Consider the following 25,542-nt stretch of genomic DNA (forward strand, 5'->3'; position numbering starts at 1 on the left):
GCTGCGGGCGGCCGAGGGCGCGGCCGGCCAGGTGCGGCGTCTCGACGCGGAGCTGGAGGTGGCGCACCGGGCCGACGCGGTCGCCGCCGGCGAGAACGCGGCGGCGGCGGTGCGCTACCAGACCCTTGTGGACCGGCGGCTGGCCGGCCACGCCGTCGAGTTGGCCTCGCACCTCGTGCCGGGGGAGCCGTGCGAGGTGTGCGGCTCGACCGCGCATCCGGCTCCCGCCACCGGCGATGAAGAACCGGTCACCGAAGCCGACATCGTGGCGGCACGGGCATGCCTGAAGCAGGCGCAGACCCGACTCGATCAGACGCACGTCGCCGCAGGCACCGTGGCCACCGATCTGGCCGAGGCCCGGGCCCGGGCCGGGGAGCGCACCATCGACGAAATCGTCGCCGAAATGGCCGCGTCCGAGGTGGCCCTCGCCGCGGCCGTGAACGCGGGCGTGCGGGCGGCAGCGCTCGGCCTCGACAAGAGCCGGCTGCGGGCCGAACTCGACGAGGCCGGCCGTGCCCTGGCAGGCCTCTGCTCCGCCCGCGATGTGGCGGCCGTGCAGCTTGCCGAGCGCCGCAGCGCCCGACAGGCCATCGACGACCGAGTGTCCGCCCAGCGCGGCGACTTCGCCTCGGTGGGCCACCGGGTCGATCGGCTGCGGGCAGAGCTGGCCTCCGCGCGGGCCCTCGGCGAGGCCCTCGACCACAGCCGTGAGCGCCGGAGCCTGCGGAACGCCGCCGGCGCATCCGTTCAGGCTCAGCTGGACCGCGAAGGTTTCGTCGACGAGCAGGACGTGGCCGCCGCCCACCAGAACGACGCCGACGTGCGGCAGCTGGAAGAGCTGATCCGCGGCCACGACGATTCGCGCGCGGCGGCGCGCTCGGTGCTGGCTGAACCGGCACTCACGGGTCTTCCCGCCGGCCTGACCGACGTCGGTCCGGCCCGGGAAACCCTGGTGACGGCGGCGGCGGAACGGGATGCGGCGCTGGCCGAACGCGGCTCCCTGGGGGAGCGGGTGGCCGTCATGACCGGCCTGGTCACGGATGCCCGCGTGCACTTCGACGCCGGCGCGGAGCTTCTGTCCACGCAGACGCAGGTTAGGGAGTTGGCGGCGGCCGTGCACGGCGACGAACCCAACACGAAACGGATGCGCCTGGAGACCTACGTTCTCGCCGCGCAGCTCGAGCAGATCATTGCAGCGGCCAACAACCGGCTACGCACCATGACCGGGGGCCGCTACACCCTCGAACACGACGACTCGGTGCAGTTCCGTGGTGGCCAGTCCGGGCTCGGGCTGATGATCCGGGACGCGCACACCGGGCGGGCCCGCCCCACCCAGTCGCTCTCCGGCGGCGAGACGTTCCTGGCGTCATTGGCCCTCGCCCTCGGGCTGGCGGAAATCGTGTCGAACCAGGCCGGCGGCATCGCCCTCGACACCCTGTTCGTCGACGAGGGCTTCGGGTCCCTCGACGGCGCCACCCTGGAAACCGCGATGAGCACCCTGGACGGTCTCCGCTCCGGCGGCCGCACCATCGGTCTGATCAGCCATGTCGACTCCATGAAGGAGCAGATCCCGGCCAAGCTGGTCATCACCGTCACCGACCAGGGCTTCAGCGAGATCGACGAGGTCCTCGTGTCGGTGTAGCCGGGCTGTGCCGGTTCGTGCTGTGCCGGCGCGGGACTAGTCCAGACCGGGCGTGGCCGAGTAGGCAGGCTGGCCGGGGCAGGTCGCGAGCACGCGCACCATGGCGTCGTGCTCGGCCGGGGCCACCCATAGGCCGTAGGTGGCCTTCACGGAGATCTGGCGGGCCACATATTCGCAGCGGAACGACTTCTCCGCGGGTAGCCAGGTGGCGGCGTCCCCGTCGCCCTTCTGCGAGTTGGAGACACCGTCGGAGGCCAGCAGGTTCAGCGGGTCGTTGGCCAGGGCGATCCGCTCTTCCCGGGTCAGTTGTGCGGCGCCGGTTTGCCAGGCGTTCGACAAAGCGACCAGATGGTCGATCTGCACGAGCATCGAGGTGGTCTCGCCGCGCTCGAACGACACCGATTCGCCCGTGTACGGCGCCAGCAGCTGGCCGCTCAAGACCCGGCAGGACGCGTCGGTCACGATCGCGGCCAGGTCGCGGGCCAGGATATCGTTGCGGGTGTCGCAGCCGTTGTCGTCCACGTCGCGCCAGGCGGAGCCGAACTCGCCGGTGCGGTCGTAGCCGGTCTTCGCGGCCTTGCCCTTGACCGGCAGGGTGGCGAGCAGGTCGGCCGCGTCGCCGGTCACCGGGGCCGCGGCCGTGGATCCGACCGGGAAGGGAACGGATGTCTCGCCCGGTGTGACGCCGGGCACGCCGACCACGATCGCCCAGACCAAAGCCAGGAGCGGCAGGACCACCATCAGGGCGGTGACGGGCCGTCGCCTGGAACGCCGGCTGCGGGTTGACGCAGGCTTGCGAGATGCGTGTGGCATGGTGCTCCCAGGGTCGGCTTTCGACCCTACCGGGCGGCAATAATGACGTATGACCAAAAACTGGACCCCGCTCGCCGCCGTCTACCTGGCGCTCAGCCTCGGCGGCCTCGTGGGCACCTGGACCTTCAACCTGCTGGCGATCGTGCAGCTACGCGACTTCGTCGGTGACTGGGTGAACAGCGGTCCGGCGGTGTCGTCACTGACCGTCGACCTGCTGGTGGTGGCGGTGGCCGGCAGCATCCTGATCATCGTCGAGGCCAGGCGGATCGGGATGAAGCGGGGTTGGCTCTACGTGGTGCTCTCGGGTCTGACAGCCTTCGCCTTCACCTTCCCGCTTTTCCTCGCAATGCGGGAACGCACGCTGCAGGCGCAGCGGGTGCGGCCGGCGTCTGCCGGAGCCCGGACCCGCTAGGCGCCAGCCAGGCGGACCAGCCAGGCGGTCTCGAACCAATTCGACGGAGATTTTGCTCAAAACCGGCCCCAAACATCCGTTTCAGCCCGAAATGCTCAAAATCTCCGTCGAATTCGTTAGGCCGCACTCAGCTAGTTGGTGTCGGCGGACCGCGCCCTCGTCGAGGGGCGCTTTGCCGCCGGCTTGCGTGGTGTCTTCGCGGCGGGCTTGGCGGCCGTCTTCGACGTCGGCTTTGCCGTAGCCTGCGTGGCGGCCAGCTTCGCCTGGCGTGATTTCAACTTCGGCTTCGGCTCCGTGATCCGCAGCACCTTGCCGCCCGTGTTGAGCACATTGTGCCGCGCGCCGGCGGGCACGACCATGGCCGAGTTCTTCCTCATCTTCGTCTTGGTGCCGTCGATCCAGATCTCGCCCTTGCCCTTCTCCACCCGAAAGTACTGGTCTCGATCCGGGTGCACCTCTTTCCCCGATGTCCTCGCCCGGCTCCAGCGCCATCACGACCAGCTGCAGCCCCGGGCGGTGTACAGCACCTGGCGGAAATTCGAGTTGCGGATGGCCGCGTCCTCGATCTTGTCGACAAAACCCGTCATGGGATCCTCCGTTGTTCCAGTGCGCGGTAGTCGCGGCGGCGGAAGTGCTCAACCGCCGCAGTCAACCCCGCTGTTTGCGCCAAAGGGTGAAGTATGCTTCACTTATTTTCGGAGGGGAGTAATCCCCAGCGTGTGGTCGTCATTACGGTTCCGTCATCGGAGCCCGGCCACAGGGACCCGATCCGGGTTGGACCAGACCTCCAGTCGAAAAAGTGACTGGAAGGCATTCCCCATGGACGTTCCCCTCTACGCCTGGCTGGCGGTGTTCGGCATCATCGCCGTCATGCTCGCCGTCGACCTGTTCGCCCATCGCAAGGCCCATGTGATCGGAGTGCGCGAAGCCGCGATCTGGTCCGTGATCTGGGTGCTCATCGGCATCTCCTTCGGCGTCGTGATCTGGGTGACGGCCGGGGCCGAGTTCGGGCAGCAGTATTACGCGGGCTACCTGATCGAGAAGTCCCTCGCGGTCGACAACGTCTTCGTCTGGGCGATCATCTTCGCCGCTTTCGCGGTGCCGCGCCAGTACCAGCACCGGGTGCTGTTCCTCGGCGTTCTCGGTGCGCTCGTGCTGCGCGGCATCTTCATCGCCGCGGGCGCCGTGTTGATCGAGAACTTCTCCTGGATTCTCTACGTGTTCGCTGCGTTCCTGATCTTCACGGGCTACCGCATGATCCGCACCCGCAACGAGCACGCGCACCCCGAGAAATCCCAAGTGCTGCGCCTCTTCCGCCGCTTCATCCCGATGACCGAGACGTTCCACGGCCAGCGCTTACTCGTGCGCAAGAACGGCATTCTGCTCGCCACACCGCTGCTGGCGGTTCTCGTGCTCGTCGAGGTGACGGATGTCGTGTTCGCCGTGGACTCCATCCCGGCCATCTTCGCGGTCACCAGTGAACCGTTCATCGTCTTCACCGCCAACGCCTTTGCAATCCTCGGCCTCCGGGCGATGTACTTCCTGCTCGCCGACCTCATGCACCGATTCGTCTACCTGAAGATTGGTCTTTCGCTGGTGCTGATCTGGGTGGGCGTCAAGATGCTGCTGCTCGACGTCTTCTACATCCCGACGACCGTTTCCCTATCTGTGATCGCGCTGATCATCGCGGTGTCGGTCATGCTCAGCCTCCGGGCCACGCGGGGCCAGGGGCGGCGCGAGTTCGAGGCCGCTCCCGTCGGCTCGTTCCGCGAGGCCACCCCTGAGGAACTCGCCCAGATGGAGCCGGTCTGGCGCCGATCGGCCCGCACGCCCGAGCAGAAGGCACAGAATGCCGAGCAGAAGGCCGAACAGAAGGCTGAGCAGAAGAAGGTGAACGAGACCCTCCGATGACCGAGATGCTGCCCGAACCGCCGCCCGTTCCGCCGCCTGGACCGACGGATGCCCCCGGCAAGCCGTGGACGTTCCTCACCCACCACGCGCACCTGCTCCTGGCTATCGCGGGGAACCCCGATGCGCGGGTGCAGGAGCTCGCCGACACGGTAGGGGTGTCAACCCGGGCGGCGCTGAGCATCATGGCGGACCTGGTCAAGGCCGGCTACATCCGCCGCGAACGGGTGGGGCGGCGCAATCACTACAGCATCGAGCGGAACCGGCCGCTCCGGCATCCGTCGACCGCGGCGCACAGCGTCGACGAGATGATCGCCGCGTTCAGCACATTCGCGCCGCCGCCGCGATCGGTCTGACCGCGACAGCGGATCAGGCCACGGGTTCGGTCGTCAAAACCTGTGGCCGGAGGCGGCTCGCGGCGATTGCGGCCGCGGCGAGACCGGTGATGAAGGTCGCGATGCCGAGCACGTAGAAGATCACGGTCACGTAGCCGCCCGGCTGGGCCGGTTCGAGGAAGGGATAGGTGTAGAAGCCGGTCAGGGTGCCCCGCACCACGGCGTAAGCCACCCAAACCAGCGGGTAGATCAGGGCCACACCGAGGCGCTTCCAGGCCAGGGCCGGGCGCCCCGGCGAGAGGATCCAGTCCAGCGCGATGAAGATCGGCGCCCAGACGTGCAACACCTCGTTGGGCCAGCCGACACCGATGAAGCCATCGGAGACGACGTTGCGCAGCAGCGCGTTGTAGACGACCCCGGTGACGACCGCGTAGGTGAGTACCGACATTCGCACCACGGTGAGGAGTTGGGAATCCGTGCTTCGGCGAAGGGCGAGGGAACCTCCCACGAGCAGCACGACCACGTTCATCAGGCTCGACTGGATGGTGAAGTAGCCGAAATACTCGGTCGCCACGAAGGCGTCGTTCCAGAGCTGGTCGGTGATCTGCGTAGTGATGCTCGCGAGGAGTAGCAGTCCCATGCCGATCCGCAGCAGACCGGAAAGCTGCCGGAAGGTGGAGGGCGATGCTGAGTCGGAGCCCACCGGAGAGATCGCTGTTGAAGTCACTGGAAAAGAATAGTGCGGACGAGCTGGGGATTTAGCAAGGCAGGCCGCTTGCCCGGAAGGGGGTCAGCAGCAGAGGCAGGATACTGTTGACGTTCATGCTTATTTAGTTCCTCTTATGAGTAGGCTCACGCTGAAATTCTCGCTGAGGACACGACAGGAAGGTCACAGTTGCTGGAAGTAACTGCGCTCCGCTGGACGCTCACCATCGCCGTCATTCTGGGTCTGCTCGCGTTGGATCTGGGTTTGGCCATCGCCCGGCCGCACGTCGTCAAGTTTCGGGAGGCCGCACTCTCGTCGGTGCTGTACATCGCGGTCGCGATCCTGTTCGGTCTCGTTTTCGCGGCGCAGGTGGGCTGGGGGTTCGGCGCGGAATACTTCGCCGGGTACATCGTTGAGAAGAGCCTGTCCATCGACAACCTCTTCGTCTTCGTGATCATCATGTCGACCTTCGCGGTCCCGGAAAAATACCAGCAGAAAGTTCTCATCTTCGGGATCCTGCTGGCACTCATTCTGCGGGCGATCTTCATTGCACTGGGTTCCGCCCTGCTTTCGCTGTTCTCATTCATGTTCCTGATCTTCGGTCTGGTGCTGATCTTCACAGCCGTACAGCTCTTCCGGCACCGTAACGTCGACCCTGACGTGCAAGACAACGTACTGGTCCGGGTGGCCCGTCGGGGCCTGACCGTTACCGACGACTATGTCGACGGTCGTATGTTCACGCGGAGCGCCGGCCGCCGCGCGGTGACACCGCTGTTTATCGTGCTGATAGCGATCGGCAGCACCGATCTCCTGTTCGCACTCGATTCGATCCCGGCGATCTTCGGAATCACCGATGAGGCGTACATCGTCTTCACCGCCAACGCCTTCGCGCTGCTCGGGCTCCGGGCGCTCTTCTTCCTCGTCAAGGGGCTCCTCGACCGGCTGGTCTACCTGTCGACCGGCCTGTCCCTCATCCTGGCCTTCATCGGTGTGAAACTCGTTCTGCATTGGGCACACGGCCTTGATGGCCGAGTGCCGGAGATCAGCACGAATCTCAGCCTGATCGTCATCGGTGTGGTCTTGACCGTGACCACGGTCGCCAGCCTGATCAAGACACGCCAGGATCCCACGGTGCGAGCTCATGCCGGCTCACTCCGGGCAGCGGATCATTCCGAGACTGAACCAGCGGATCAGCCCGACTCCGGGCACAAGAGTTGATGGGCAGGTGAGGGGCTGAGCCGCTGCCCGGCGAGGTCGGCCCCACGCCTGGATGTGCACCTAGAAGGGGAACAGCAGCCGGTGCAGGAACTGCCGGGTGCGTTCCTCCTTCGGGTGGCGCAGCAGCTGATTCGGGTCGCCATGCTCGACGATCCGGCCACCGTCGACGAAGGCCACCTCGGTGGCTACCTCGCGCGCGAATTCGAGTTCGTGGGTCACGATCACCATGCTCCAGCCCTCCACCGCCAGTTCCTTGATCAGGCGCAGAACATCGCCCACGAGTTCCGGGTCGAGGGATGACGTGGGCTCGTCGAAGAGCAGCAGCTGCGGGCGCAGGGCGAGCGCGCGCACGATGCCCACACGCTGCTGCTGGCCGCCGGAGAGCTCGAACGGGTAGCTGTCCTTCTTGGCGCTGAGGCCCACGCGGTCGAGCAACGCGAGCGCCTCCGCTTCGACCTCCGCCTTCGGGCGGCGCTGCACCACCACGGGCCCCTCCAGCACGTTCTCCAGTACGGTCTTGTGCGGGAACAGGTTGTAGTGCTGGAAGACCATGGCCGACCGGTCGCGCAGAGCCGCACGCTGACTCTTCCCCGGTATGGCTGCGAAGTCGACCGACAGTTCGTCGGCCACGTCGATCGTTCCGCCGTTGGCCAGTTCCAGGCCGTTCAGGCAGCGCAGGATGGTGGTCTTGCCGGAACCGGAGGGTCCGATCAGGGCGAGCACGTGGCCGCGACCCACCGTCAGGTCGATGGATTGCAACACCTGGTTGGCGCCGAAACTCTTCTGGAGCCCGCGCACGCGGAGCAGGGCGTCGGAGGTCGCCGCGGCATCCGGGGCCGTCGGTTCGGTCGGATCAATCGGATCAGTGGGGGACATAGCGGTCCAATCGCTTCTCGAGAACGCTCTGCACCGAGGACAGGCCCAGGCAGATCACCCAGTAGACCAGGGCGGCTTCGAGGTAGAGCAGCATGAATTCCTGGCTGAAGGCGGCCACCTGCTGTGCTTCGCGGAACAGCTCCGTGACCAGGATCAGCGAGGCGAGGGAGGTGTCCTTGACCAGGCTGATGAAGGTGTTCGACAGGGGCGGAACCGAGACACGGGCGGCCTGCGGCAGGATGATCCGGGTCAGCGCGCGACGGTGCGACATGCCGATCATGTAGGCCGCCTCCCATTGTCCCTTGGGCACCGAGAGGATGGCAGCCCGAATCACTTCGGCGGCGTAGCCGCCGACGTTGAGCGAGAACGCCATCACAGCGCTCGGCCACGGATCGATCAGGATGCCCAGCGACGGCAGGCCGTAGAAGATCACGAACAACTGGACCAACAGTGGGGTACCGCGCACGATCGAGATGTAGACCCGGGCGATGCCGGACACCCACCGGCGCCGGGAGAGGCGCATCAACGCCAGCCCGAGCGCGAGCGCCAGACCGATCGTGAACGAGGCGAGCGCCAGCGGGATGGTGCCGAGAATCGCCCCCTGCACGATGGGACCGAGCGAGGTCCAGAACAGGTCCCAGGCGGATTGGTTCATGGCTGGACGGGGTTACTGGGAAACGTCGGACCCGAAGTACTTCTCCGAGATCGACGTCAGGGTGCCGGCGGCGGCGAGCTTCTCGAGGGCCGCGTCGACGGCGTCCGTCAGCTCCGTGCTTCCCTTGACGAAAGCGAACGAGGTTGCGGACTTCTCGTCGGTGTTCGCGGCGACCTTGAGCCCGGTGGCGCCGGTCTGCTTCTGGTAGTCGAGGAAGGTAAGGTTGTCGTTCACGGTCGCGTCGACGCGGCCCTGTTCGACCAGGGCGACCGACTGGGCCCAGCCCTCGACGGCCTGCACACGTGCGCCGCTCTCGGTGGCGAGGGTGTTCCAGTTGCTGGTGAGCGACTGGGCGGTGGTCTTGCCGGCCAGGGTCTCGAAGGAGGTGATCGAGGTGTTGTCGCTCTTGACCACGATCACGCCGGTCGAGAACGTGTAGGGGGTCGAGAAGTTGTACTTGGCGACGCGTTCCGGGGTGGCCGTGACCTGGTTGGCGATGACGTCGAAGCGGCCGGCCTCGAGGCCGGCGAAGATGCCGTCCCACTGGGTTTCCTCGAACTTGGCCGTGACTCCGAGCTCGGCTGCGACGGCCTCGATGATCTCGACGTCGTAGCCGGCCAGTGCGCCGGAGCCACCCTCGTGGAAGGTGAACGGGCGGTACGTGCCCTCGGTGCCGATGGTGAGCACGCCCGCGTCTCTGACGGAGGACAGCGAGGTGTCGGCGCCGGTGGTGGTTGCGTCGTCGGTGTCGGTGCTCGCGGAGCAGCCGGCCAGCGACACGGTGAGCGCTGTGAGTAATACCGCCGACAGGATCTTGAGCTTCATTTTTCTGGCCTAACCGAGGTTGCAGGTGCGTATTCATCGCCGAAAAGCGATGTCTGAAGACTAACAAGGAGTGCGCCCCGGTAAGTATTCCCGTGACGCGCCGCGTCACACACCGGTTAGGCCCCGGTCAATGGCCTTGCCGGGGATTTTGGGCCGGAATAGGCTGCGCTCATCCCGTGCACCCGACGTTCGTTCTCGGATGTGCAGGTACTCCGGTCCTTACCCGACCCGAATCGGCCCGACCCGAAGGAGCCTGCAATGAAGCTGACTGCCGACCAACACGACCGATCAGCAGCGGTGCTGCTGGGCATGGCCTGCGGGGACGCGCTCGGGGCCGGCTACGAGTTTGCCGGGCCGCTACCGGAAACCACCCCGGTCAGCATGCGCGGCGGCGGCGGCTTCCACTGGGTACCCGGCGAGTGGACCGACTACACGGCCATGGCGGTGCCGCTCGCGATCGCCGCGGCGGAGGGCGGGGATCTCAGAGACGACTCGGTCCTCGACATCGTCGTGGCCCACTGGGTGGCCTGGGCGAAATCGGCACCGTACGCGGGCGTGCAGTTGGGGGCGGTGCTCTCGGGCAGCGAGCCGAACGCCGACTCCGTGCGTCGCGGGGCGAGGGAGCAGCATGATCGCAACGGGCGCAGCGCCGGCAACGGATCGCTCCTGAGAACCGCGCCGGTGGCGCTGGCGTTCCTCGGCGATCCGGTCGCCCTGGCCGAGGCCGCGCGCCTGGTCAGCGAGCTGACGCACCGTGAAACCGAGGCAGGCGATGCCTGCGTGCTGTTCGGGCTCGCTTTGCGGCACGCCGTGCTCGAGGGCGAACTCGACATTCGGGTGGGCCTGTCCGCCCTGACGAGCGAGCGCCGCGCGGACTGGTCGACCCGGTTCGACGATGCCGAGCGTGAACGGCCCGCGGATTTCCCGGGTAACGGCTGGGTCGTGCAGACCCTGCAGGCTGCCTGGTCGGCGATCACGTACGCCCGGGGAACGGATGCCGGCCAGGTGCGTCGCGCCATCGAAGTCGCGGCGCGCGGCGGCGGCGACACCGACGCCGTAGCAGGTGTCGCTGGCGCGCTGACCGCCGCCCGCTGGGGGCTGGAAGCTGTGCCAACAACCTGGCGCCACCTGGTGCAGGGCTGGCCGGGGCTGCGCGGCGTTGACCTGGTGCGCCTGTCCATGCAGTCAGCCCACTGCGGAACGGTCGGGGGAGTCCGGGCCGACGAGGTCGGCTTGCAGCGCACGGTCAAGCTGCGCGCGCTGCGTTGACGTCAGGGCGAAAGCTTCAGTTCTCCGGCAGCTCAGGACTTCAACGCCAACGCGAACGGCAGCACGGCCGCCACCCCCTGGCGACGCAGTAGGCGGCCCGCAACCGTGAGCGTCCAGCGGCTGTCGGCGAGGTCATCGACGAGCAGGATCGGTCGGCCCTGCACCGTGTCGAGGGCCGCGGCCAGCTTCGGTCCCACCGCGAAACGGTCCCAGACGTTGGAGAGCCGGTAGGCGCTGTTGCCGCCCGCCGTGCCGGTGGGGCCGCCGTTCACGAGGTCGAGCGAGCCGAGCCAGGGCAGGCGGCCGGCCTCGGCGAACGCCCGAGCCACCGATCCGACCAGCAACGGATGCCGCCGCGAGGGCACGCTCACCACCGCGGCCGGCCGTTCGTCCCAGCCCCACTCCACCAGCACGCGGATGCAGGCCTGGATCAGGGCTGGGCTCGCCGGGGCATCCGTGGACGGCGCGTCGGAGGACTGGGTGGCGAACAGGTCGCGTAGCGGGCCGCCCCAGCCCAGATCGGTGAGGCGGGCGAGGGCGCGGCCGGGCAGCATCCGTTCGCCGGTCGGGATGTTGCCGCGCACGTTCACGCCCAGGCTCGCCACCCCGGTGGGCCACTGCGCGCGCGGCTCGAGAGCCACGCCGACCCGGTCGAGGGCTCGGGCGGCGGCCGAGGTCATCTCGGGCCGCACGTCGCCGGGGAACCAGGCCGTGGTGCAGTTGTCGCAGCGGCCGCAGGCCACCGCGGTGTCGTCGTCGAGCGCGCGCTGCAAGAATTCCATCCGACAGCCGGTGGTGCGCTCGTAGTCGAGCATCGCCTGCTGCTCGCTCACCCGGGCGGCGGCGATGCGTTCGTAGCGTTCCCGGTCGTAGAACCAGGGCCGGCCGGTGGACACCCAGCCGCCGGTGACGCGGCGCACGGCGCCGTCGACGTCGAGCACCTTCAGCAGCAGCTCGAGCGGGCTGCGCTTGAGGTCGACGCGGGCCTCGAGCGCCGGTGTGGACAGCGGGGCCAATCCGTGCTCCGTGAGCGCCCCGATCACGGCTTCCGCCTTGTGCTGGCTGGGCATCGAGGAGGTGGCGAAGTACTGCCAGATGTCTTCGTCTTCGACTCCGGGCAGCAGCAGCACGTCGGCGTTCTCGGTGGCGCGGCCGGCGCGGCCGACCTGCTGGTAGTAGGCCACGGGGGAGGAGGGGGCACCCAGGTGCAACACGAAGCCGAGGTCGGGCTTGTCGAACCCCATGCCCAGGGCGCTGGTGGCGATGAGGGCCTTGACCTTGTTGCGCTTGAGCATGCCCTCGGACTCTTCCCGCTCCGCGGTGTCGGTCTGCCCGGTATAGGCGCGCACCGGGTGCCCGGCCTCCCGCAGCAGACGTGCGGTGTCTTCCGCCGCCGAGACGGTGAGGGTGTAGATGATGCCGCTACCGGGCAGCTCGTCGATGTGGCTGAGCAGCCAGGCCAGCCGGGTGCGCGAGTCGGGCAGGCGCAGTACGCCGAGGCGCAGGGATGCCCGGGCGAGCGGGCCGCGGATGGTGACCACCTCAGCGCTTGCCACGCCGGTTGCGCCGTTCGCGACCGTCGCGCCGGTCGAGACCAGCTGTGCCGCGACATCCGTCACCACGCGGCTGTTCGCCGTGGCCGTGGTCGCCAGCACCGGCACCCCGGCGGGCATCTGGGCGATCAGGTCGCGCAGGCGCCGATAGTCGGGCCGGAAATCGTGGCCCCAGTCGGAGATGCAGTGGGCCTCGTCGACGACGAGCAGGCCCACCCGGGCGAGGAGCGCGGGGAGCTGCTCGTCGCGGAACTTCGGGTTGTTGAGTCGCTCCGGCGACACCAGCAGCACATCGACCTCGTCGTCGATCAGCTGCTGCTGCACCTCTGCCCACTCGTGCGGGTTGGAGGAGTTGATCGACACGGCGCGCACCCCGGCCCGGGCTGCCGCGGCCACCTGGTCGCGCATCAGGGCGAGCAGCGGCGACACCAGGATGGTGGGGCCGGCTCCCTGGCGGCGCAGCAGCAGCGTGGCGACGAAGTAGACGGCCGACTTGCCCCACCCGGTGCGTTGCACGACCAGGGCCCGTCGGCGCTGGTCGACGAGGGTCTCGATCGCCTCGAACTGTCCCTCGTGGAAGTCGGCGTCGTCACGCCCGACCAGGTTGCGCAGAATCTCGAGGGCGGCGGCGCGGGTGTCGGTCATCCGTCCAGCTTCGCAGATGCTGGTGACAGCGCGCCGGGCGCCAGGCCTCGCGGCGCAGGTTATGGAAGCGGGCGCACGGACGAACGTGCGCCTGCTTCCCCAGGGTGCGCCGCGACGCCGATCCTGCGAGCGCGGCTACAGTGCGTCGAGCCGGGCGGCGACGTCGGCCGGGAAGCCGCCCGTGCCGATCGGGCTCCACCGGCTGGGGGTGATGCGGATCAGGGACTTGTCCTGAAGCGCCATCGCCGCCCGGTACTCGGCCCAGTCGGAGTGCTCGCCGGAGATGCAGCGGAAGTACTCGACCAGCCCGTCGCCGGCCTCGGGCATGTGCAGCACCTCGGCGTCGCCGTCGACCTGGATCCAGCCGCCGTCCCAGTCTTCCGAGAGCACCAGTACGGAGGCAAGCACATTTCGCTCCGCGTTGCGGGTTTTCGCCCGGGCAGGATAGGAGGAGATCACGATTCGGCCGGAGGGGTCGACCCCGCCGGTCACGGGCGAGATCTGCGGGCGGCCGTCGGTGCGGGTGGTGGCCAGCAGCATCCGGTGCCTCGGGCGCACGAAAGCGAGCATCTCGGCGAGGTCGACTGTGGTGGTGGTTGCAATGTCTCTGGCCATGATCCAAGGCTACGGCAGAGCGGATGCCCGACACGATCGGTCGCATCAGGCTCCGCGGCCACACCTCGCTATGCTCGCACCGTGAAGGTCGTCCAGGAACTCGAAACACGCATGCACCCCGACTCCGTCGCCGGGTTCCGCCTGGTGCTCGCGGAGGCACGGGTGACCGACTCCATTCTGCTGCCGGTGCGGGCGATGGAGCGCATGGTGGCGCCCGTGCAGTGGATGCTGCGCCGCGTCGGTGAGCACGGTATCCGTCTGACCCAGGCCGGCTACCTCCCGCCCGCGGTGGTCGTGGAAGCCTCGACCCAGCTCGACTGGGGCTGGCCCGTCACGGCCAGCCGGGAGAGCCACTTCCTGCCTCTGCTGGAGTTGCGCGCACACCTGCGCAGCGTGGGCCTGCTCCGAGTGAGCAAGGGGATGCTGCTGCAGACCAGTCGCGGCCGGGCGCTCGTCGAGGCGCCGCGCGATCTGTGGTGGCATCTGGCCAGAACCGCGCACCAGAGCCGCGACCCGGCCGAGTCCGACGCCACCAGGCTGCTGCTCCTACTCATCGCGCGGCGGGGTTTTGACGAGGCCGAGCTGTTCAAACAGCTGCTGGCCCTCAGTTTGGAGACCATCGGTTGGGTGCGGGCCGACGGTGCCCCGCTCTCCAGTGACGCGGCCTTCAACCTGGTGCTGCCGAAGTGGCGCTTGCTGCGCCGACTCGGTGTGTTCGATGCCGGCACCAGCAGTTACACGCGCTGGATCGTCACGCCCGGTGGGGCCGCGTTCGCCCGGGCGGCCCTGCAGTCCGAGGTCTGAGGCGCGCCGCGGACCACCATGCATGAGGCCGACGGGGAGCACGAATAACGCCTGACCTCGCTACGGGTTGCAATAGTCGCACCATTGCGGGTCGGCGGTGGCCTGGCCACGCGGTATCCGGGTCCTGTGGGTACAGCGTCCGCAGCCGTGGAGGTCCGCGGCGATCAATGCGGTCGCTGATCTACAGTCGGAACAGGGAACGCCGCGTTCGATGTCTACCTGACCGAACCCAGGTGCTTGACACAGGGAGCAGGGTGTAGCGAGGCGACGAGCCATCTGATAACTCAGCCTGCGAATCGTCTCTGCCCGCGCTGGCGATTTGTGCGCTCGGTAGTCCGGCAGAATCGTGACGGTGGACTGGTCCGTCAGAAGCATGTCGACGGTTTCCTCGAGGTCGCTGAGTTGCGTGAAGTTCTTGTAGACAGTCAGGCGATTATCGTTTGTGCTCTGCACGATCACTCCCTGTTCGGGGAATCCCGCGGCTGACGCGAACGCGAGAGCGCTGTCGGCGTTGTCGACGCGTCTGCCTCCAGGCAGCGCGGAGATATTCACGGCGCCCTCGACGAGTTCCAACCCCAGGGTTTTGTCGATGAACAGGAGAATCTCCATGTTTTCAACGAGAGGACCGAATCCGGAGCTGAAGCTGCCTTCGGAGGCAAGTCCAAGAGTGGTGCCGGCGATCTGCATACCCAGTCGCGCTTTGGCGCGGGCTGCCGAGCGGGGGCTGAGGGTGCGTGGGATATCGCCGGCGAAGGTCCCGAACTGGTCAGTGTTCAGGCCCCCCGCAGCGCTGACTGTCGCGCCGAGAATGTCGTGGAATGCCTGTTGGGCGAGGTGCTCCTTGCCGTGCATGGTGGCGAAGGTGATCAGGCGCCCAGCATAGTAGGCGTGGGAGGAAGTCATTGGAAGTAGTCGGGCCTTGAGACGTAGGTCTCGGCGACGAACATGACGCCGCTGGAGGTGTTCAGCAGCTCGCGCACGGCGTTGATGAGTTCGTCGGCTTTGTCGGGGGGCAGCACGGTGATAAGCATGGTGAGGGTGTCGTACTCGTTGAAGAGCAGGGATCCAGAGTGTTGTCCGTGGTGTCCGATGCCGGAGACACCGGAGACGGAGGTGTACCCGGTGGCGCCGGCGGAGGAAACCAGCTCGCGGATGGCGGGGGCGTCGCGCGCAGGCACGACGATCTCCAGTCGGGTCATCTTGGTGAGATTGTTCATGTGTGTGGTCCTTCCATCGGGGTGGCAGTGGCGGCGGGAGTAGCGGTTGCGGTCGCTGTGAAGCCGTAGGCGGTATAGCGGTGCCAGAGGGCAGCGGGGTGATCTCGTGCGGTGAGGGTGATCCAGTCATTGTCGAAAAGATCTCGCAGGACTTGGTTGCGCGAGATGATCTCTCCGATGCGGGCCAGCGGTGCTTCGACAACGACGGTGAGGCGCATCGGCTCATGGAACAGCTCCGTGCCCAGACCCACGGATTGCCACGGCAGGCCGCGGCGGAGGTCGCCGCTGTGGCCCGAGATCACGCCGAGTGTGCCGATGGCGTTGTGGATGGTTTTCGTTCCTGCGCCGAGAGTGTCGGGGTTCAGGGCTGTGAAGTAGTACTGGTGGTTGATCCACTGCGCCACGACAAGGGGGGCGGTCATGATCGTCTCCAGGGCGGCCCCGGTGGGATCCAGTTCGGTGCGGTAAGAGTGCAGGAACACCCGCCGGCCCAAATCAACGTTCCTGGTTATATCGCGGGGTCCGATGATCATGGTGGCGTTTCCCGCCAACCCGAGCTCTGGATACACCTCAGCCCAGTCGTGGGCACGTCCGCGCAGTCGTGCGGGGGAATGCCGGGGTGATGCTCCCGGTAGGTGCCGGGCGCGTTCGGTCACCAATTTGTCCGCCGCGGTGCGCTGAAGCTGCTCGAAGCGGTCTGCCGAACTCGTGTGGCTGTCGGGGATCAGGTGGCGGTCGAGCACGGTGACCATGTCGCTGACGGTGTTGTGTTCGGCGGCCACGAAGAACGTGTCGAAGGGAATCGGCAGCCCGCGGTCGGCGAGCAGCAGTCGCACCTCGGGGGCGTTGAAGATGGCGGCGGCGGCGCGGGCGTTGGCGTGCCCCGGATTACCGCCGCACGCGCCGCAGTCCAGTGCGGACTGGTAGAGGTTGTTCTCCGATTCGGAGCCGTGACCTGCCAAAACGACCAGCGGGGCGAACTGGGACAGGCCCATCATCCGCAAGGCCGTTTCGGCCAGCGTGGCACGCTCGTCCAGCGTGAACGCGTCCGCGATCGTCACGTCACTGCGCAGGTCCCGGGGCGAGAGGGAGAGGGCGCGCACGATCCGTGCGTGGATGCGCGGGGTGAGGGTGCGCAGGATGCTGATGCCGCCGTAGAACCATCCTGCCGTTTCCGCGAACGCGAACGGTGTCGCCGCTGTCGAGTCCGCCGTATGCACGGCATGCCGCAGGGCGTCTCGGAATTTTCCAGCGGCAACGACTCTGTGTGCTTGTTCGTGGTCGACGGGGATCTCGGTGATGTGGTGGCGCGCGCTCAGCAGTGCCGGGAGCGAGTCGATTGCTCCGCGCGCCTGGTAGCGGGCGAACCGGATGGGGACGCCGAAGAAGCCGGCGAAACCGAACGTCTCGACGGAGGAGCTTTCTTCGAGGTGGCGGCGCAACCCCTCGGACCGGGGGTCGATGCACATCACCAACTGCACGTTGCGGCCGTCCCGGGTCTCGACGGTGGAGCGGAGTGCCCCGATCAGGGCGGTGCGGTAGTTCAGTTCGTAGGCTTTCTGCCAGGTGTACCGCTGGTCGGTTATCGGATGGGTGGACAGAACCCGAGCGACCGCGGCGACGTCCTCGCGGCTCGGCCGTGCGGCGGTGAGCGCCTGCGCAACCCGTTCGGCCCGCAACCAGAACGGTGCCGAGGTCAGCGTGGTGTGGTCGCGCTGTGCCGTCTGTGTTGTCTGGTCGGCTGCTGGGGTAATTCCGAGCGCAACCTGGACCGTGAATCGGACGGCCAGGTACGAGGTCAGGTCGATGTCGCCGACCTTCTCGGCCCGCCATTTGATGTGCCCGACCCACCCGGGCAGGTGCCCGAGTGCGGTCCGAAGGGCACGTGGGACGTCGGCCGCCGTGATGCCGAGGCGTTGCAGGGCGTGCGCCAGCGCCGCGTCCGGTTCGGGCGAAAGTGTGGTGAGGGTGCGCCGAACCGTGCGGGGGAGGGACGGATCGAGGCAGGCCAGGGTTCGCCAGGCCCGGTAGAACCCGTCGGCATGGTGCGGCATGGGCCACGCCGGGTCCGGGCACAGATAGCCGGCAACCCAGACGGCCAGGTATTCATCGAGCCACGTCAGCTCCGCCACCGCAACCGGTTCGGGCTCAGGTGCGGCTGCGACCAGGCGCATATCGAGTTCGGCAACCCGGACCGCGGACACGGCTGCGGTGCCGATCCGCAAGCGCCGGTCGGCCAGCTGGGGGATACGTTCGAGGAGTGCTGCGTCGATGTCATCACGGGTGATTCGACCGCGCTGATAGTCAGCCAGGTAGGCGCTCCCGGGGCGGGTGGTTGCCGCCTCCGCGGTTGTTTCGGTCTCGAATGGGTAAGATTCGCGGCCGGCCAGCGGGTTCACGGCGATGAAGGAGTCCAACGGCCAGGCCGGAACGATGTCGTGGGCGGCGGCAGCGACCTGCGCGCGTAGGATCAGACTCACAGGGGTGCTCCAGTTCTGATGGGGTTACGGGGCAGGGAGGCGGCAAGTGCGGACGTGTAGACACGATCGCGCAGCCAGACCGCACCGGTGCTGCTTCGAGCCAGCAGCTCGACGGCGATCAGGCCGACCGCGGGTAGAACGAGCAGCCAGCCAGGGGCCCCATGGACCGGCACCCCGGGTTGCAGTGCTCCCGTGAACAGGTGCAGGAAGGCTACGTAGCCGATTCCGACGGCCGCCGTCACCGTGGTGCCGACCACCATCGTGCGGATCGAGAAGTGGGTTGCCAGTGCCACGGCCAGGGTGACGCCGGCGGTCAGGGCGACGAACGCCAACAGGCCGATGCTGGAGGGCGACACGGCGGGGGAGAGCACCAGTTTGGCTGCCACGAGTACGGCAACCGTTACGGTCACGGAGATGGCCACCGCGAGGCCCGCCACCAGGCGCGACGGGGCTGTGCGGGTGGGAAGGTCGCGGTCGGTGGCGTGCTGTCGCACTCCGGTTCCCGCGCCGAGGAAGAGTGTCGATTTGTACAGGGAGTGGGCAACCAGGTGGAAGATTGCAGCCGCGAACAGGCCCAACCCGCAGGCCATGATCATGAACCCCATCTGCGCCATCGTGGAGAATACCAGTCGGCCCTTCACGTCCGGGCGTGCCAGGCGCACCGCCGACGCGAACACCAGGGTGGCCGCGCCCACCACGCAGACGACGATCATCACGGACCGGTGAGGGGCGATCGCCGGCGTGAATCGCAGAAGCAGGATGGCGCCCGCGTTGACCACCCCGGCATGCAACAGCGCAGAGACCGGTGTCGGGGCGCCGAGAGTGAACGGCAACCAGCCCTGGAATGGGATCTGGCTGGATCGGGCCAGGGCGGCGAGGACCAACATTACCGCGAGGGTGAGCTGGGCCGGCGCGCTCAGGCCGGACGCACCGGCGCCGAGCTGATCGAAGGACACGTCCCCGCCGGCACCGACGAGCAGCACTGCCACCGCGAGGAGGAACGCGGTGTCGGCGGCACCAAAGCGAACCGCGGTGCGCCACACACCCTCCCGCGCCTGTGCCAGCGGCCAGTAGGTGGCCAGAAGCAGCACAAGTGCGGCGCCGGCGCCGACCCAGGCGCACGCGAACAGGGCCACGGACCCTGCACACACCATCAGCACGGTGAACCCGGTGAGCAGGTTCGCGGTCACCACGAACCAGACCTGACGAGGATCCCCGCGCAGGTAGCGCACGGCGAACCCCTGAATGAGGGAGGACAGCCCCAGAACGAGCATCGACATGATCAGTGCCAGGGCATCGAGTTGCAGGCTTGTCTCCCCGAAGCCCACCTGGATTGAACCCGTCCACAGGGTCGACACGGCAATGGCGACGGCTGCCGTAAAGACGAACCCCAGACCGACCACCGCCGCGGCAATGCGAGCGACCAGATCACCGCTCCGGCCGAGACGCCCGGCGATCGCTGAGGCGAGCACGGCAACCCACGGCCCCGCCAGGACCATTGCCACCGTCGCATTCTCGTTCAAAGCTGCTCCTTCTCTCACGATTCATAAAACACGAAAAACATAGCACGCATCGAGTGTCGGGATTCACGTGTGAGGAAACAATGGTCAGTTGGGTGAGAATAGGAGAATGGCGCAGTGGACGTTTTTAACCAATCACGCGCACGTGCTGTTGTGCGTGGCGGAGAACCCGAATGTGCGATTGCGCGACGTCGCGGCCCAGGTGGGCATCACGGAGAGGGCGGCTCAACGCATCGTCACCGAACTCGAAGACGCCGGTTATCTCGAGCGCGAACGGGAGGGACGGCGCAACATCTATCGCCTCAACACGGGAATGCCGCTTCGCCACCCTCTGGATCGTGGTCACCGCATCGGGGAATTGCTGGCCGCCTTCGCCAACCCCGAGGCTGCCCCGAGCGGCCTTGGCCCACAGGGATAGTGGTTTCAGGAGTCCGGGACAACCGACGCTAACCGAGCGGGAAATCGCGGGTCTCGCCGGGCGCAAGCACGGCCTCTTTGCCCTCGACCCGTACCCGGATCGGAGCGGCGCCGCCTGCCCGCAGCTGCAGGCGCACGTTGCCGGGAGTCAGCTTCAGCCGGATCGGCTGTTCCCGGTAGTTGATGGCGAAGGTGACCTCCGCGAGCTCCTTCGGCAGCACGGGATGCAGCCAGAGCATGTTCTCCCGGATCTCCAGCCCGGTGTAGCAGCGCACGACCATGTCGATCGATCCGGCCATCGCGCCGAGGTGGATGCCCTCGTGGGTGGAGCCGCCGAGGATGTCGCCAAGGTCGCTGTCGAGGGCCCGGGTCAGATAGTCCCACGACCGTTCCCGGTCGCGCCGGGCGTCCAGCCAGGAGTGCACCACGTTGCTTAGCGTGGAGCCGTGCGTGGAGCGTGCCGAGTAGAACTCGACCGTTCGCACAATCGCCTCCGGCGGCAGTTCGTAGCCCATGGTCTCAAGCAGTTCGCGCAGCTCCTCGGCGGAGAGCAGGTAGAGCAGCATGAGCACATCGGCCTGCTTGGAGAGCCGGTAGTTGTTCGTGCTGTCGCCCTCGGCGTTGAGGATCAAGTCGAGGCGGGCGATCGAGGGATACCGGGCCCGGTAGGCGTCCCAGTCGAACTCGGGCAGGCCCTCGTAGCCCTCGAACTGGCTGATCACGCCGTCGGCGTGGAACGGCACCCGCAGCCGCAGGCTGATCCGGGCCCACTGGTCGACCTCGTCCGGCCGCAGTCGCAGCCGGTTCCAGAGGGGCCCGCAGTACCGGTTCTGCAACAGAGCCACGGTGTCGACCGCGCGGTGCAGTACCCACGCGGTCATCACGTTCGTGTACGCGTTGTTGCGGAGGCCGTGGCCCGACGCCCCGGGGTAACCGTCGTGGAACTCGTCCGGCCCCATCACCCCGTCAATGTCGTAGCGGTCGTCCACCTCGTCGTAGCGGGCCAGGCTGGCGAAGAAACGAGCCACTTCGAGCAGCATTTCGGCACCCTGCTGAATCAGGAATTCGGTGTTGCCGGTGGACTGGTAATACTCCCAGACGCTGTAGGCCACGGCGAGGCCCACATGCCGCTGGTTCTGGGAATTGTCGGGCATCCACTGCTGGTTCAGCGGGTTGAAGAGGTTCGTCGGGGTCTCCTCACGCCCGTCGATGCCGCTTTGCCAGGGGAACATCGCGCCCTCGCGGCCGATGCCCCGTGCGGCCGCGCGGGCCTCGCCCAGGCGCCGGTACCGGTAGCCGAGCAGGGCGCGGCTCAGGTCGGGGCGGCGCAGGGTGAGAATCGGGTAGACGAACAGCTCGTCCCAGAAGACGTGCCCGCGGTACCCCTCGCCGTGCAGCCCTCGGGCCGGCATGCTCGCGTCGAGGTCGGCGTCGACGGCCGCCACCGTCTGCAGCACGTGGAAGGTGTTCAGGTTGAGCGCGAGCGACTGGTGATCGCTCGCGCGCATGCCCACCGCGAACTCGTCCCAGAGCACCTGCCAGGCCCGTTCGTGCGCCTCCAACAGGTCCGCCGAGTGCGGCAGGCGCCGCAACCAGATGGCCACCGCCCGGGCCGGCGAGGCGATGGCCCGGTCGCGGGAGGTGGTGACGACGACCGTCTTCTCCACCCTGACCGGATGCCCCGGCTCCAGATCCAGGGTGAACTCGTGCGCCACCCAGCCGGCGTCGTCGGTGAGCAGGTGCCGCGGGGGCTCGACCGGCTGCTCGTCCCTCCGCACCCGGGTGCGGGCCGCCAGGGCGATGTGGATGCCGGACTGCGTAGTCTCCATCTCGAGCAGCACGGTCTCGGCGTCGATTTGCGTGCCGGTGTGGGGAATCAGGTGAGCGTTGGTGAGAAGCCGGTCGGCGGCAACATTGCGGTTGAAGACCCGGCCCTCGAGGGCCGAGCGCACGGTCACCGGGCCGGTCCAGTCCTCCGCCTCGAACGTGGTGTCGAGCACGGCCACATGCGGGGCGGCCTGGGACACGAACCGCCGGGAGGTCACCCGGGTGGTGCGCCCCGCCTCGTCGCGCAAACGGATGACCCGGGTCAGCACGCCGCGCCGCAGGTCCAGCTCCTGCAGATAGGTGACCAGCTCGGTGTGGCCGACGTCGAACCAGTCCCCGTCGGCCACCCTGAATCCCAGCGGCAGCCAGTTGGGGGCGTTGACCAGGTGCTCGTCTTCGACGGTGCGCTCGCCGAGGGTCGTCTGCACCCGGTTGTAGACGCCGGCGAGGTAGGTTCCGGGGTAGTGCACGCCGTCGTCGGTGGACTCGGCCGCCGCGCCGCGAGTGCCCCAGTAGCCGTTTCCAAGTGTGCAGAGCGCCTCCCGCAGCCCCTCGGTCGCGGGGTCATAGCCGATGTAGCGCAGCAACCACGGGTCGCTGCCGGTCTCGCCTCCGGCCCAGCCGCGGTTCTTCCCGGTCAGAGCGGGGTCCAGGCCGGCCAGGTCCAGGTCGGCGAGGTCGGTGAGCACGAGATCGGCGCCGGCCGAGCGCAGCCGGCTGTCGCCCGTACGCTCCATGCCGATGACCAGGGCGAATCCGCCGCGCGCCGCGGCCTGCACCCCGGCCTCGGAGTCTTCGACGACCACTGTGCGGTCCGGCGTCACGTGCAGTCGCCGGGCCGCCTCGAGGAACAGGGCCGGGTCGGGTTTGCCGGCCAGGCGCATCCGCACGGCGTCGGTGCCGTCGACCGTGACGTCGAATAGGCCCGTAAGGCGCGCCGCGGCCAGCACGGCGGCGCTGTTGCGGCTCGCTGTCACGAGGGCCACCGGCAGCCCCTGATCTTTCAACCGGCGCAGCAGCTCCAGCGTGCCGGGGAACGCCTGCACGCCGCCGACGGCGAGCTCGCGGGTGAACAGCTCCTGCTTGCGGCCGGCGAGAGCGTCGATGGTCGCCCGGCCATGCGTCGGTTCGATCCCGCGCGAGGCCAGGAACGCACGGATGCCGTCCTCCCGCGCCCGCCCGTCGACGTACCGCCGGTAGTCGCTCTCGATTTCGAACGAAGGCACCGGCGACTTCGTCAGCCCCGGCAGTGCCTCGTCGAACAGGGCCTTCCACGCCCGGGCGTGCACGGCGGCCGTGTCGGTGACCACGCCGTCGAGGTCGAAGATCACGGCGTCGAAGGCGGCGCGGGCCGGGTGCGGCGGCTGGCTCGGCTGGTTCATGGGCGCTCCTCTGGGCCGTGAATGCCTGGCCGTGACTGCTCGGCCCTGAATGTGGACATAGTACGCAGGGTGGTTGGATATGACCCATGACATCCACACCGGACTACATCGACGATTTCGCCGAGTTCATCACCGCCTCCCCGTCGTCGTACCACGCTGCCGCGGAGGTTGCCCGCCGCCTGGACACCGCCGGCTTCGACCGGGTGAGCGAAACCGAGGAGTGGTCCGGTGCGCCCGGACGGCGCTACCTCGTGCGCGACGGCGCGGTCGTCGCCTGGGTGCAGCCGGACGGGGCCGGCCCGACGACACCGTTTCGCATTCTGGGGGCGCACACCGATTCGCCCGGTTTCAAGCTGAAGCCGAAGCCGACCATCGGCGCCCACGGCTGGCTGCAGGCCGGGATCGAGGTCTACGGCGGTCCTCTGCTCAACTCCTGGCTCGACCGCGAACTCGAACTCGCCGGCCGCCTCACCACCATCGACGGCACCGAACACCTCGTGCGCACGGGCCCGTTCTGCCGCATCCCGCAGCTGGCCATCCACCTGGACCGGGACGCCAACGCCGGCCTCACTCTCGATCGTCAGCGGCACCTGACCCCGGTGTTCGGGGTGGGGGAAACGAGTCAGGCCGACCTGGTCGGGCATCTGGCGGGCCTGGCCGGGCTGGCGGGAGAAGAGGTCGCCGGCTACGACATCCTCACGGCCGACACGGCCAATCCGGCCCGGTTCGGCCTCGGCCGCGAACTCTTCGCCGCGGGGCGCATGGACAATCTCTCCTCGGTGCACGCCGGCCTGGTCGCCCTGATCGGAGCCCCGGCACCGGCCGGTCAGATCCTGGTGCTCGCGGCCTTCGATCACGAGGAACTCGGTTCCGAGACCCGAACGGGTGCGAGCGGGCCGCTGCTGGGCGATATCCTGACCCGGATCGGGGCAGGACTCGGGGCATCCGTCAGTGATCGCCTGCGCGCCTACGCCGGCTCGTGGTGCGTGTCGGCCGACGCGGGTCACTCGGTGCACCCGAACTACCCGGAGAAGCACGACCCGGCGAACATGGTCGTCGCCGGGGGCGGCCCGCTGCTGAAAATCAACGCCACTCAGCGCTACGCGACGGATGCGGCGGGTGCGGCCCTCTGGGCCCGAACCTGCGCGCAGGCCGGCGTGGAATACCAGGAATTCGTGTCGAACAACACGGTGCCGTGCGGCTCCACAATCGGCCCGCTGACCGCCACGCGGCTCGGCATCCGCACGGTCGACGTGGGTATCCCGCTGCTCTCGATGCATTCCGCCCGCGAATTGTGCCACGTGAGCGACCCGGTCGCTCTCCGGAAGGCGATCGGCGCGTTCTTCGCCTCGGAGGTCTAACGGCAGGCCGCACGTGGCTGGCCGTCGTCGAACTCGTTCGGGGTGCCGCGGGGCGTCACAGCGCGTAAGCCGACTGGCGGACTCCATGCACGGGATGCCCGGAGCGGGACTCCACGAGGTCCTTGTCATCGGCGAGTTCGCAGTCGCCCTCGTGCACGATCACCGGCCAGACGATGCGCCGGTCGGTTCCGACTTGGGCTGTGCCGCCGATCCCGCACTCCCGGCAGTGGACGGTGAGTACCCAGTCGTTTTGTCTCATGCTTGGAGGTTTCCTCACAGAGAGGAAATCATCAAGGGGGTGTACTTTCACCCCGCGATATGCAAAACAGTTCAGCGTATGCTGATGCGGCCCAGAAGGTGCTCGGCAATCGCTCGGTAGCCTGCGTCATTGGGGTGGAAACGATCGCTCGTGCCGCCGAAGACATCCCGTCCGGCGGGGCCGCGATTGGCCTCGATCAGATAGAGGTCGTAGAGGCTGACGAAGGCGCCGCCTTCTCGGGCGCACTCGTGGTCGATGATGTCGTTGTACGCGTCGGTCTCATCCGCGCTGCCCCAGGTGCCAACGCAGACGAGGGGGACGCCCGGAGATTCGGTGTGCACGCGGTCCAGGAGTGACCGGTAGCTGAGCGCGAACTCGTCGGGCGCGGTCTGGTCGAGCACGTCGTTGGTGCCCAGCTCGACCACGGCCAGGTCGAGGTTCTCCGGCACATCGACCAGCCTGGATACCGTGCGGGTGGTGGCACCGGCCCGATTCTTGTGGAATTCCTGAACCGGGCCGCCCTCTGCGAGCGCATCGACCATCAGCGGACGGAAGCCCAGGTCTTGCAGTTCCGCGTTGAGGCCGTAGCTGATCGAATCGCCCACGAACAGCACGCGCAGGGGGCGGTCAGTGGGGCGGGTCACCTGCACGTCCCCGTCGGTCTCCGAGAGGTCGGGGTTGACGGCTGCGAAGATTCCCAGTGAGGTCAGAACGAGGGCAGCCAGCCCGATCACCAGCAGTCGGAAGGGGAAGCGGCGAGTGCGAGTCGCGCCCGTACGCGAGAGGTCAGGGCGCGGAGGCAT

23 protein-coding genes and 1 pseudogene are annotated in these 25,542 nt (G+C 67.9%); 9 read left to right on the forward strand and 15 right to left on the reverse strand.

Going from position 1 to position 25,542, the window contains the following annotated elements; translation table 11 throughout:
* The coding region (locus tag E3N94_RS05355; RefSeq protein WP_277870672.1) for an SbcC/MukB-like Walker B domain-containing protein at positions 1-1,642 on the forward strand (1,642 nt) is incomplete at its 5' end.
* A gap of 36 nt (positions 1,643-1,678) precedes the next feature.
* Here E3N94_RS05355 and E3N94_RS05360 read toward each other — a convergent pair.
* Complete coding sequence (locus tag E3N94_RS05360; protein ID WP_104099136.1) at positions 1,679-2,455, reverse strand: HNH endonuclease family protein; 777 nt, start codon at positions 2,453-2,455, stop codon at positions 1,679-1,681.
* 49 nt (positions 2,456-2,504) lie between these two features.
* Here E3N94_RS05360 and E3N94_RS05365 point away from each other — a divergent pair, with 49 nt between their 5' ends.
* Positions 2,505-2,867 carry a DUF2834 domain-containing protein gene (locus E3N94_RS05365; protein ID WP_104099135.1) on the forward strand — a complete coding sequence of 121 codons (363 nt, stop codon included), beginning with the start codon at positions 2,505-2,507 and terminating at the stop codon, positions 2,865-2,867.
* Between the two features lie 131 nt (positions 2,868-2,998).
* Here E3N94_RS05365 and E3N94_RS16805 read toward each other — a convergent pair.
* Positions 2,999-3,325, reverse strand: a pseudogene (locus tag E3N94_RS16805) (cupin domain-containing protein); the annotation flags it as partial.
* 361 nt (positions 3,326-3,686) lie between these two features.
* On the opposite strand from E3N94_RS16805, the gene E3N94_RS05375 reads away from it, so the two are divergent.
* The gene (locus E3N94_RS05375) at positions 3,687-4,778 is read left to right on the forward strand and encodes a TerC family protein (RefSeq protein WP_104099665.1); all 1,092 of its coding nucleotides are present in this window, start codon (positions 3,687-3,689) and stop codon (positions 4,776-4,778) included.
* Complete coding sequence (locus E3N94_RS05380) at positions 4,775-5,131, forward strand: winged helix-turn-helix domain-containing protein (protein WP_134569929.1); 357 nt, start codon at positions 4,775-4,777, stop codon at positions 5,129-5,131. The genes E3N94_RS05375 and E3N94_RS05380 overlap by 4 nt, the downstream gene beginning before the upstream one ends.
* 13 nt (positions 5,132-5,144) lie before the next feature.
* Here E3N94_RS05380 and E3N94_RS05385 read toward each other — a convergent pair whose 3' ends face one another.
* Positions 5,145-5,837 (reverse strand): Pr6Pr family membrane protein, encoded by a 693-nt coding sequence (locus tag E3N94_RS05385; RefSeq protein ID WP_134569930.1) that lies wholly within the window; start codon positions 5,835-5,837, stop codon positions 5,145-5,147.
* A 168-nt stretch (positions 5,838-6,005) separates the two neighbouring features.
* On the opposite strand from E3N94_RS05385, the gene E3N94_RS05390 reads away from it, so the two are divergent.
* The gene (locus E3N94_RS05390; protein ID WP_104099663.1) at positions 6,006-7,034 is read left to right on the forward strand and encodes a TerC/Alx family metal homeostasis membrane protein; all 1,029 of its coding nucleotides are present in this window, start codon (positions 6,006-6,008) and stop codon (positions 7,032-7,034) included.
* A 60-nt stretch (positions 7,035-7,094) separates the two neighbouring features.
* Here E3N94_RS05390 and E3N94_RS05395 read toward each other — a convergent pair whose 3' ends face one another.
* From E3N94_RS05395 to E3N94_RS05405, 3 genes are read right to left on the reverse strand one after another with little or no spacing between them, the layout of a single operon-like run.
* On the reverse strand, positions 7,095-7,910 hold the full coding sequence (locus E3N94_RS05395) for an amino acid ABC transporter ATP-binding protein (RefSeq protein ID WP_104099662.1): 816 nt from the start codon (positions 7,908-7,910) through the stop codon (positions 7,095-7,097).
* On the reverse strand, positions 7,897-8,565 hold the full coding sequence (locus E3N94_RS05400) for an amino acid ABC transporter permease (protein WP_104099661.1): 669 nt from the start codon (positions 8,563-8,565) through the stop codon (positions 7,897-7,899). Before E3N94_RS05400 ends, E3N94_RS05395 begins: the two co-directional genes overlap by 14 nt.
* Positions 8,566-8,577: 12 nt before the next feature.
* Positions 8,578-9,390, reverse strand: coding sequence for an amino acid ABC transporter substrate-binding protein (locus tag E3N94_RS05405; RefSeq protein ID WP_134569931.1), 813 nt, complete (start codon positions 9,388-9,390; stop codon positions 8,578-8,580).
* Between the two features lie 258 nt (positions 9,391-9,648).
* On the opposite strand from E3N94_RS05405, the gene E3N94_RS05410 reads away from it, so the two are divergent.
* Positions 9,649-10,659, forward strand: a complete 1,011-nt coding sequence (locus E3N94_RS05410) for an ADP-ribosylglycohydrolase family protein (protein WP_104099659.1) — start codon at positions 9,649-9,651, stop codon at positions 10,657-10,659.
* 32 nt (positions 10,660-10,691) lie between these two features.
* Here E3N94_RS05410 and E3N94_RS05415 read toward each other — a convergent pair whose 3' ends face one another.
* Positions 10,692-12,857: a DEAD/DEAH box helicase gene (locus E3N94_RS05415; protein ID WP_134569932.1), complete on the reverse strand. Its 2,166-nt coding sequence runs from the start codon at positions 12,855-12,857 to the stop codon at positions 10,692-10,694.
* Between the two features lie 135 nt (positions 12,858-12,992).
* A complete protein-coding gene (locus E3N94_RS05420; RefSeq protein ID WP_134342014.1) occupies positions 12,993-13,472 on the reverse strand; it encodes a PPOX class F420-dependent oxidoreductase in 480 nt (159 codons plus the stop codon).
* 81 nt (positions 13,473-13,553) lie between these two features.
* On the opposite strand from E3N94_RS05420, the gene E3N94_RS05425 reads away from it, so the two are divergent.
* On the forward strand, positions 13,554-14,276 hold the full coding sequence (locus E3N94_RS05425) for a hypothetical protein (RefSeq protein ID WP_104099656.1): 723 nt from the start codon (positions 13,554-13,556) through the stop codon (positions 14,274-14,276).
* Positions 14,277-14,336: 60 nt separating this feature from the next.
* Here the strand turns inward: E3N94_RS05425 and E3N94_RS05430 are convergent, their stop codons facing one another.
* Genes E3N94_RS05430 through E3N94_RS05445 form a run of 4 tightly spaced genes read right to left on the reverse strand, consistent with a single transcriptional unit; the run spans position 14,337 to position 19,496 of the window.
* Positions 14,337-15,128: a DUF6671 family protein gene (locus E3N94_RS05430; protein ID WP_134401945.1), complete on the reverse strand. Its 792-nt coding sequence runs from the start codon at positions 15,126-15,128 to the stop codon at positions 14,337-14,339.
* Positions 15,129-15,175: 47 nt separating this feature from the next.
* Complete coding sequence (locus E3N94_RS05435; protein ID WP_104099654.1) at positions 15,176-15,493, reverse strand: DUF190 domain-containing protein; 318 nt, start codon at positions 15,491-15,493, stop codon at positions 15,176-15,178.
* The gene (locus E3N94_RS05440) at positions 15,490-17,973 is read right to left on the reverse strand and encodes a DUF2309 domain-containing protein (RefSeq protein WP_134569933.1); all 2,484 of its coding nucleotides are present in this window, start codon (positions 17,971-17,973) and stop codon (positions 15,490-15,492) included. The genes E3N94_RS05435 and E3N94_RS05440 overlap by 4 nt, the downstream gene beginning before the upstream one ends.
* Positions 17,970-19,496 carry a proton-conducting transporter membrane subunit gene (locus tag E3N94_RS05445; protein ID WP_134569934.1) on the reverse strand — a complete coding sequence of 509 codons (1,527 nt, stop codon included), beginning with the start codon at positions 19,494-19,496 and terminating at the stop codon, positions 17,970-17,972. The genes E3N94_RS05440 and E3N94_RS05445 overlap by 4 nt, the downstream gene beginning before the upstream one ends.
* Positions 19,497-19,602: 106 nt before the next feature.
* On the opposite strand from E3N94_RS05445, the gene E3N94_RS05450 reads away from it, so the two are divergent.
* Positions 19,603-19,911: a winged helix-turn-helix domain-containing protein gene (locus tag E3N94_RS05450; RefSeq protein WP_104099651.1), complete on the forward strand. Its 309-nt coding sequence runs from the start codon at positions 19,603-19,605 to the stop codon at positions 19,909-19,911.
* A 28-nt stretch (positions 19,912-19,939) separates the two neighbouring features.
* On the opposite strand, the gene E3N94_RS05455 is transcribed toward E3N94_RS05450, so the two are convergent.
* Positions 19,940-23,119, reverse strand: a complete 3,180-nt coding sequence (locus tag E3N94_RS05455; protein WP_134569935.1) for a beta-phosphoglucomutase family hydrolase — start codon at positions 23,117-23,119, stop codon at positions 19,940-19,942.
* A gap of 86 nt (positions 23,120-23,205) precedes the next feature.
* Between E3N94_RS05455 and E3N94_RS05460 the strand changes: the two genes are divergently transcribed.
* Positions 23,206-24,480 (forward strand): M18 family aminopeptidase, encoded by a 1,275-nt coding sequence (locus E3N94_RS05460; protein WP_134342019.1) that lies wholly within the window; start codon positions 23,206-23,208, stop codon positions 24,478-24,480.
* Positions 24,481-24,535: 55 nt separating this feature from the next.
* Here the strand turns inward: E3N94_RS05460 and E3N94_RS05465 are convergent, their stop codons facing one another.
* Together E3N94_RS05465 and E3N94_RS05470 are read right to left on the reverse strand one after the other, a co-directional pair.
* Positions 24,536-24,739: a hypothetical protein gene (locus E3N94_RS05465; protein ID WP_104099648.1), complete on the reverse strand. Its 204-nt coding sequence runs from the start codon at positions 24,737-24,739 to the stop codon at positions 24,536-24,538.
* Positions 24,740-24,810: 71 nt separating this feature from the next.
* Positions 24,811-25,542 carry an SGNH/GDSL hydrolase family protein gene (locus tag E3N94_RS05470; RefSeq protein ID WP_134342020.1) on the reverse strand — a complete coding sequence of 244 codons (732 nt, stop codon included), beginning with the start codon at positions 25,540-25,542 and terminating at the stop codon, positions 24,811-24,813.

The organism is Cryobacterium sp. Sr3, from assembly GCF_004402835.1.
In the GTDB taxonomy this organism is placed as follows: domain Bacteria; phylum Actinomycetota; class Actinomycetes; order Actinomycetales; family Microbacteriaceae; genus Cryobacterium; species Cryobacterium sandaracinum.

Bases quoted from the DNA above. Each gene is read 5' to 3' on its own strand.
- E3N94_RS05360 (WP_104099136.1), bottom strand. From the start codon at position 2,455: ATGCCACACGCATCTCGCAAGCCTGCGTCAACCCGCAGCCGGCGTTCC.
- E3N94_RS05365 (WP_104099135.1), top strand. From the start codon at position 2,505: ATGACCAAAAACTGGACCCCGCTCGCCGCCGTCTACCTGGCGCTCAGC.
- E3N94_RS05375 (WP_104099665.1), top strand. From the start codon at position 3,687: ATGGACGTTCCCCTCTACGCCTGGCTGGCGGTGTTCGGCATCATCGCC.
- E3N94_RS05380 (WP_134569929.1), top strand. From the start codon at position 4,775: ATGACCGAGATGCTGCCCGAACCGCCGCCCGTTCCGCCGCCTGGACCG.
- E3N94_RS05395 (WP_104099662.1), bottom strand. From the start codon at position 7,910: ATGTCCCCCACTGATCCGATTGATCCGACCGAACCGACGGCCCCGGAT.
- E3N94_RS05400 (WP_104099661.1), bottom strand. From the start codon at position 8,565: ATGAACCAATCCGCCTGGGACCTGTTCTGGACCTCGCTCGGTCCCATC.
- E3N94_RS05405 (WP_134569931.1), bottom strand. From the start codon at position 9,390: ATGAAGCTCAAGATCCTGTCGGCGGTATTACTCACAGCGCTCACCGTG.
- E3N94_RS05410 (WP_104099659.1), top strand. From the start codon at position 9,649: ATGAAGCTGACTGCCGACCAACACGACCGATCAGCAGCGGTGCTGCTG.
- E3N94_RS05415 (WP_134569932.1), bottom strand. From the start codon at position 12,857: ATGACCGACACCCGCGCCGCCGCCCTCGAGATTCTGCGCAACCTGGTC.
- E3N94_RS05420 (WP_134342014.1), bottom strand. From the start codon at position 13,472: ATGGCCAGAGACATTGCAACCACCACCACAGTCGACCTCGCCGAGATG.
- E3N94_RS05430 (WP_134401945.1), bottom strand. From the start codon at position 15,128: ATGCACGGCAAGGAGCACCTCGCCCAACAGGCATTCCACGACATTCTC.
- E3N94_RS05435 (WP_104099654.1), bottom strand. From the start codon at position 15,493: ATGAACAATCTCACCAAGATGACCCGACTGGAGATCGTCGTGCCTGCG.
- E3N94_RS05450 (WP_104099651.1), top strand. From the start codon at position 19,603: ATGGCGCAGTGGACGTTTTTAACCAATCACGCGCACGTGCTGTTGTGC.
- E3N94_RS05455 (WP_134569935.1), bottom strand. From the start codon at position 23,119: ATGAACCAGCCGAGCCAGCCGCCGCACCCGGCCCGCGCCGCCTTCGAC.
- E3N94_RS05460 (WP_134342019.1), top strand. From the start codon at position 23,206: ATGACATCCACACCGGACTACATCGACGATTTCGCCGAGTTCATCACC.
- E3N94_RS05465 (WP_104099648.1), bottom strand. From the start codon at position 24,739: ATGAGACAAAACGACTGGGTACTCACCGTCCACTGCCGGGAGTGCGGG.
- E3N94_RS05470 (WP_134342020.1), bottom strand. From the start codon at position 25,542: ATGCCTCCGCGCCCTGACCTCTCGCGTACGGGCGCGACTCGCACTCGC.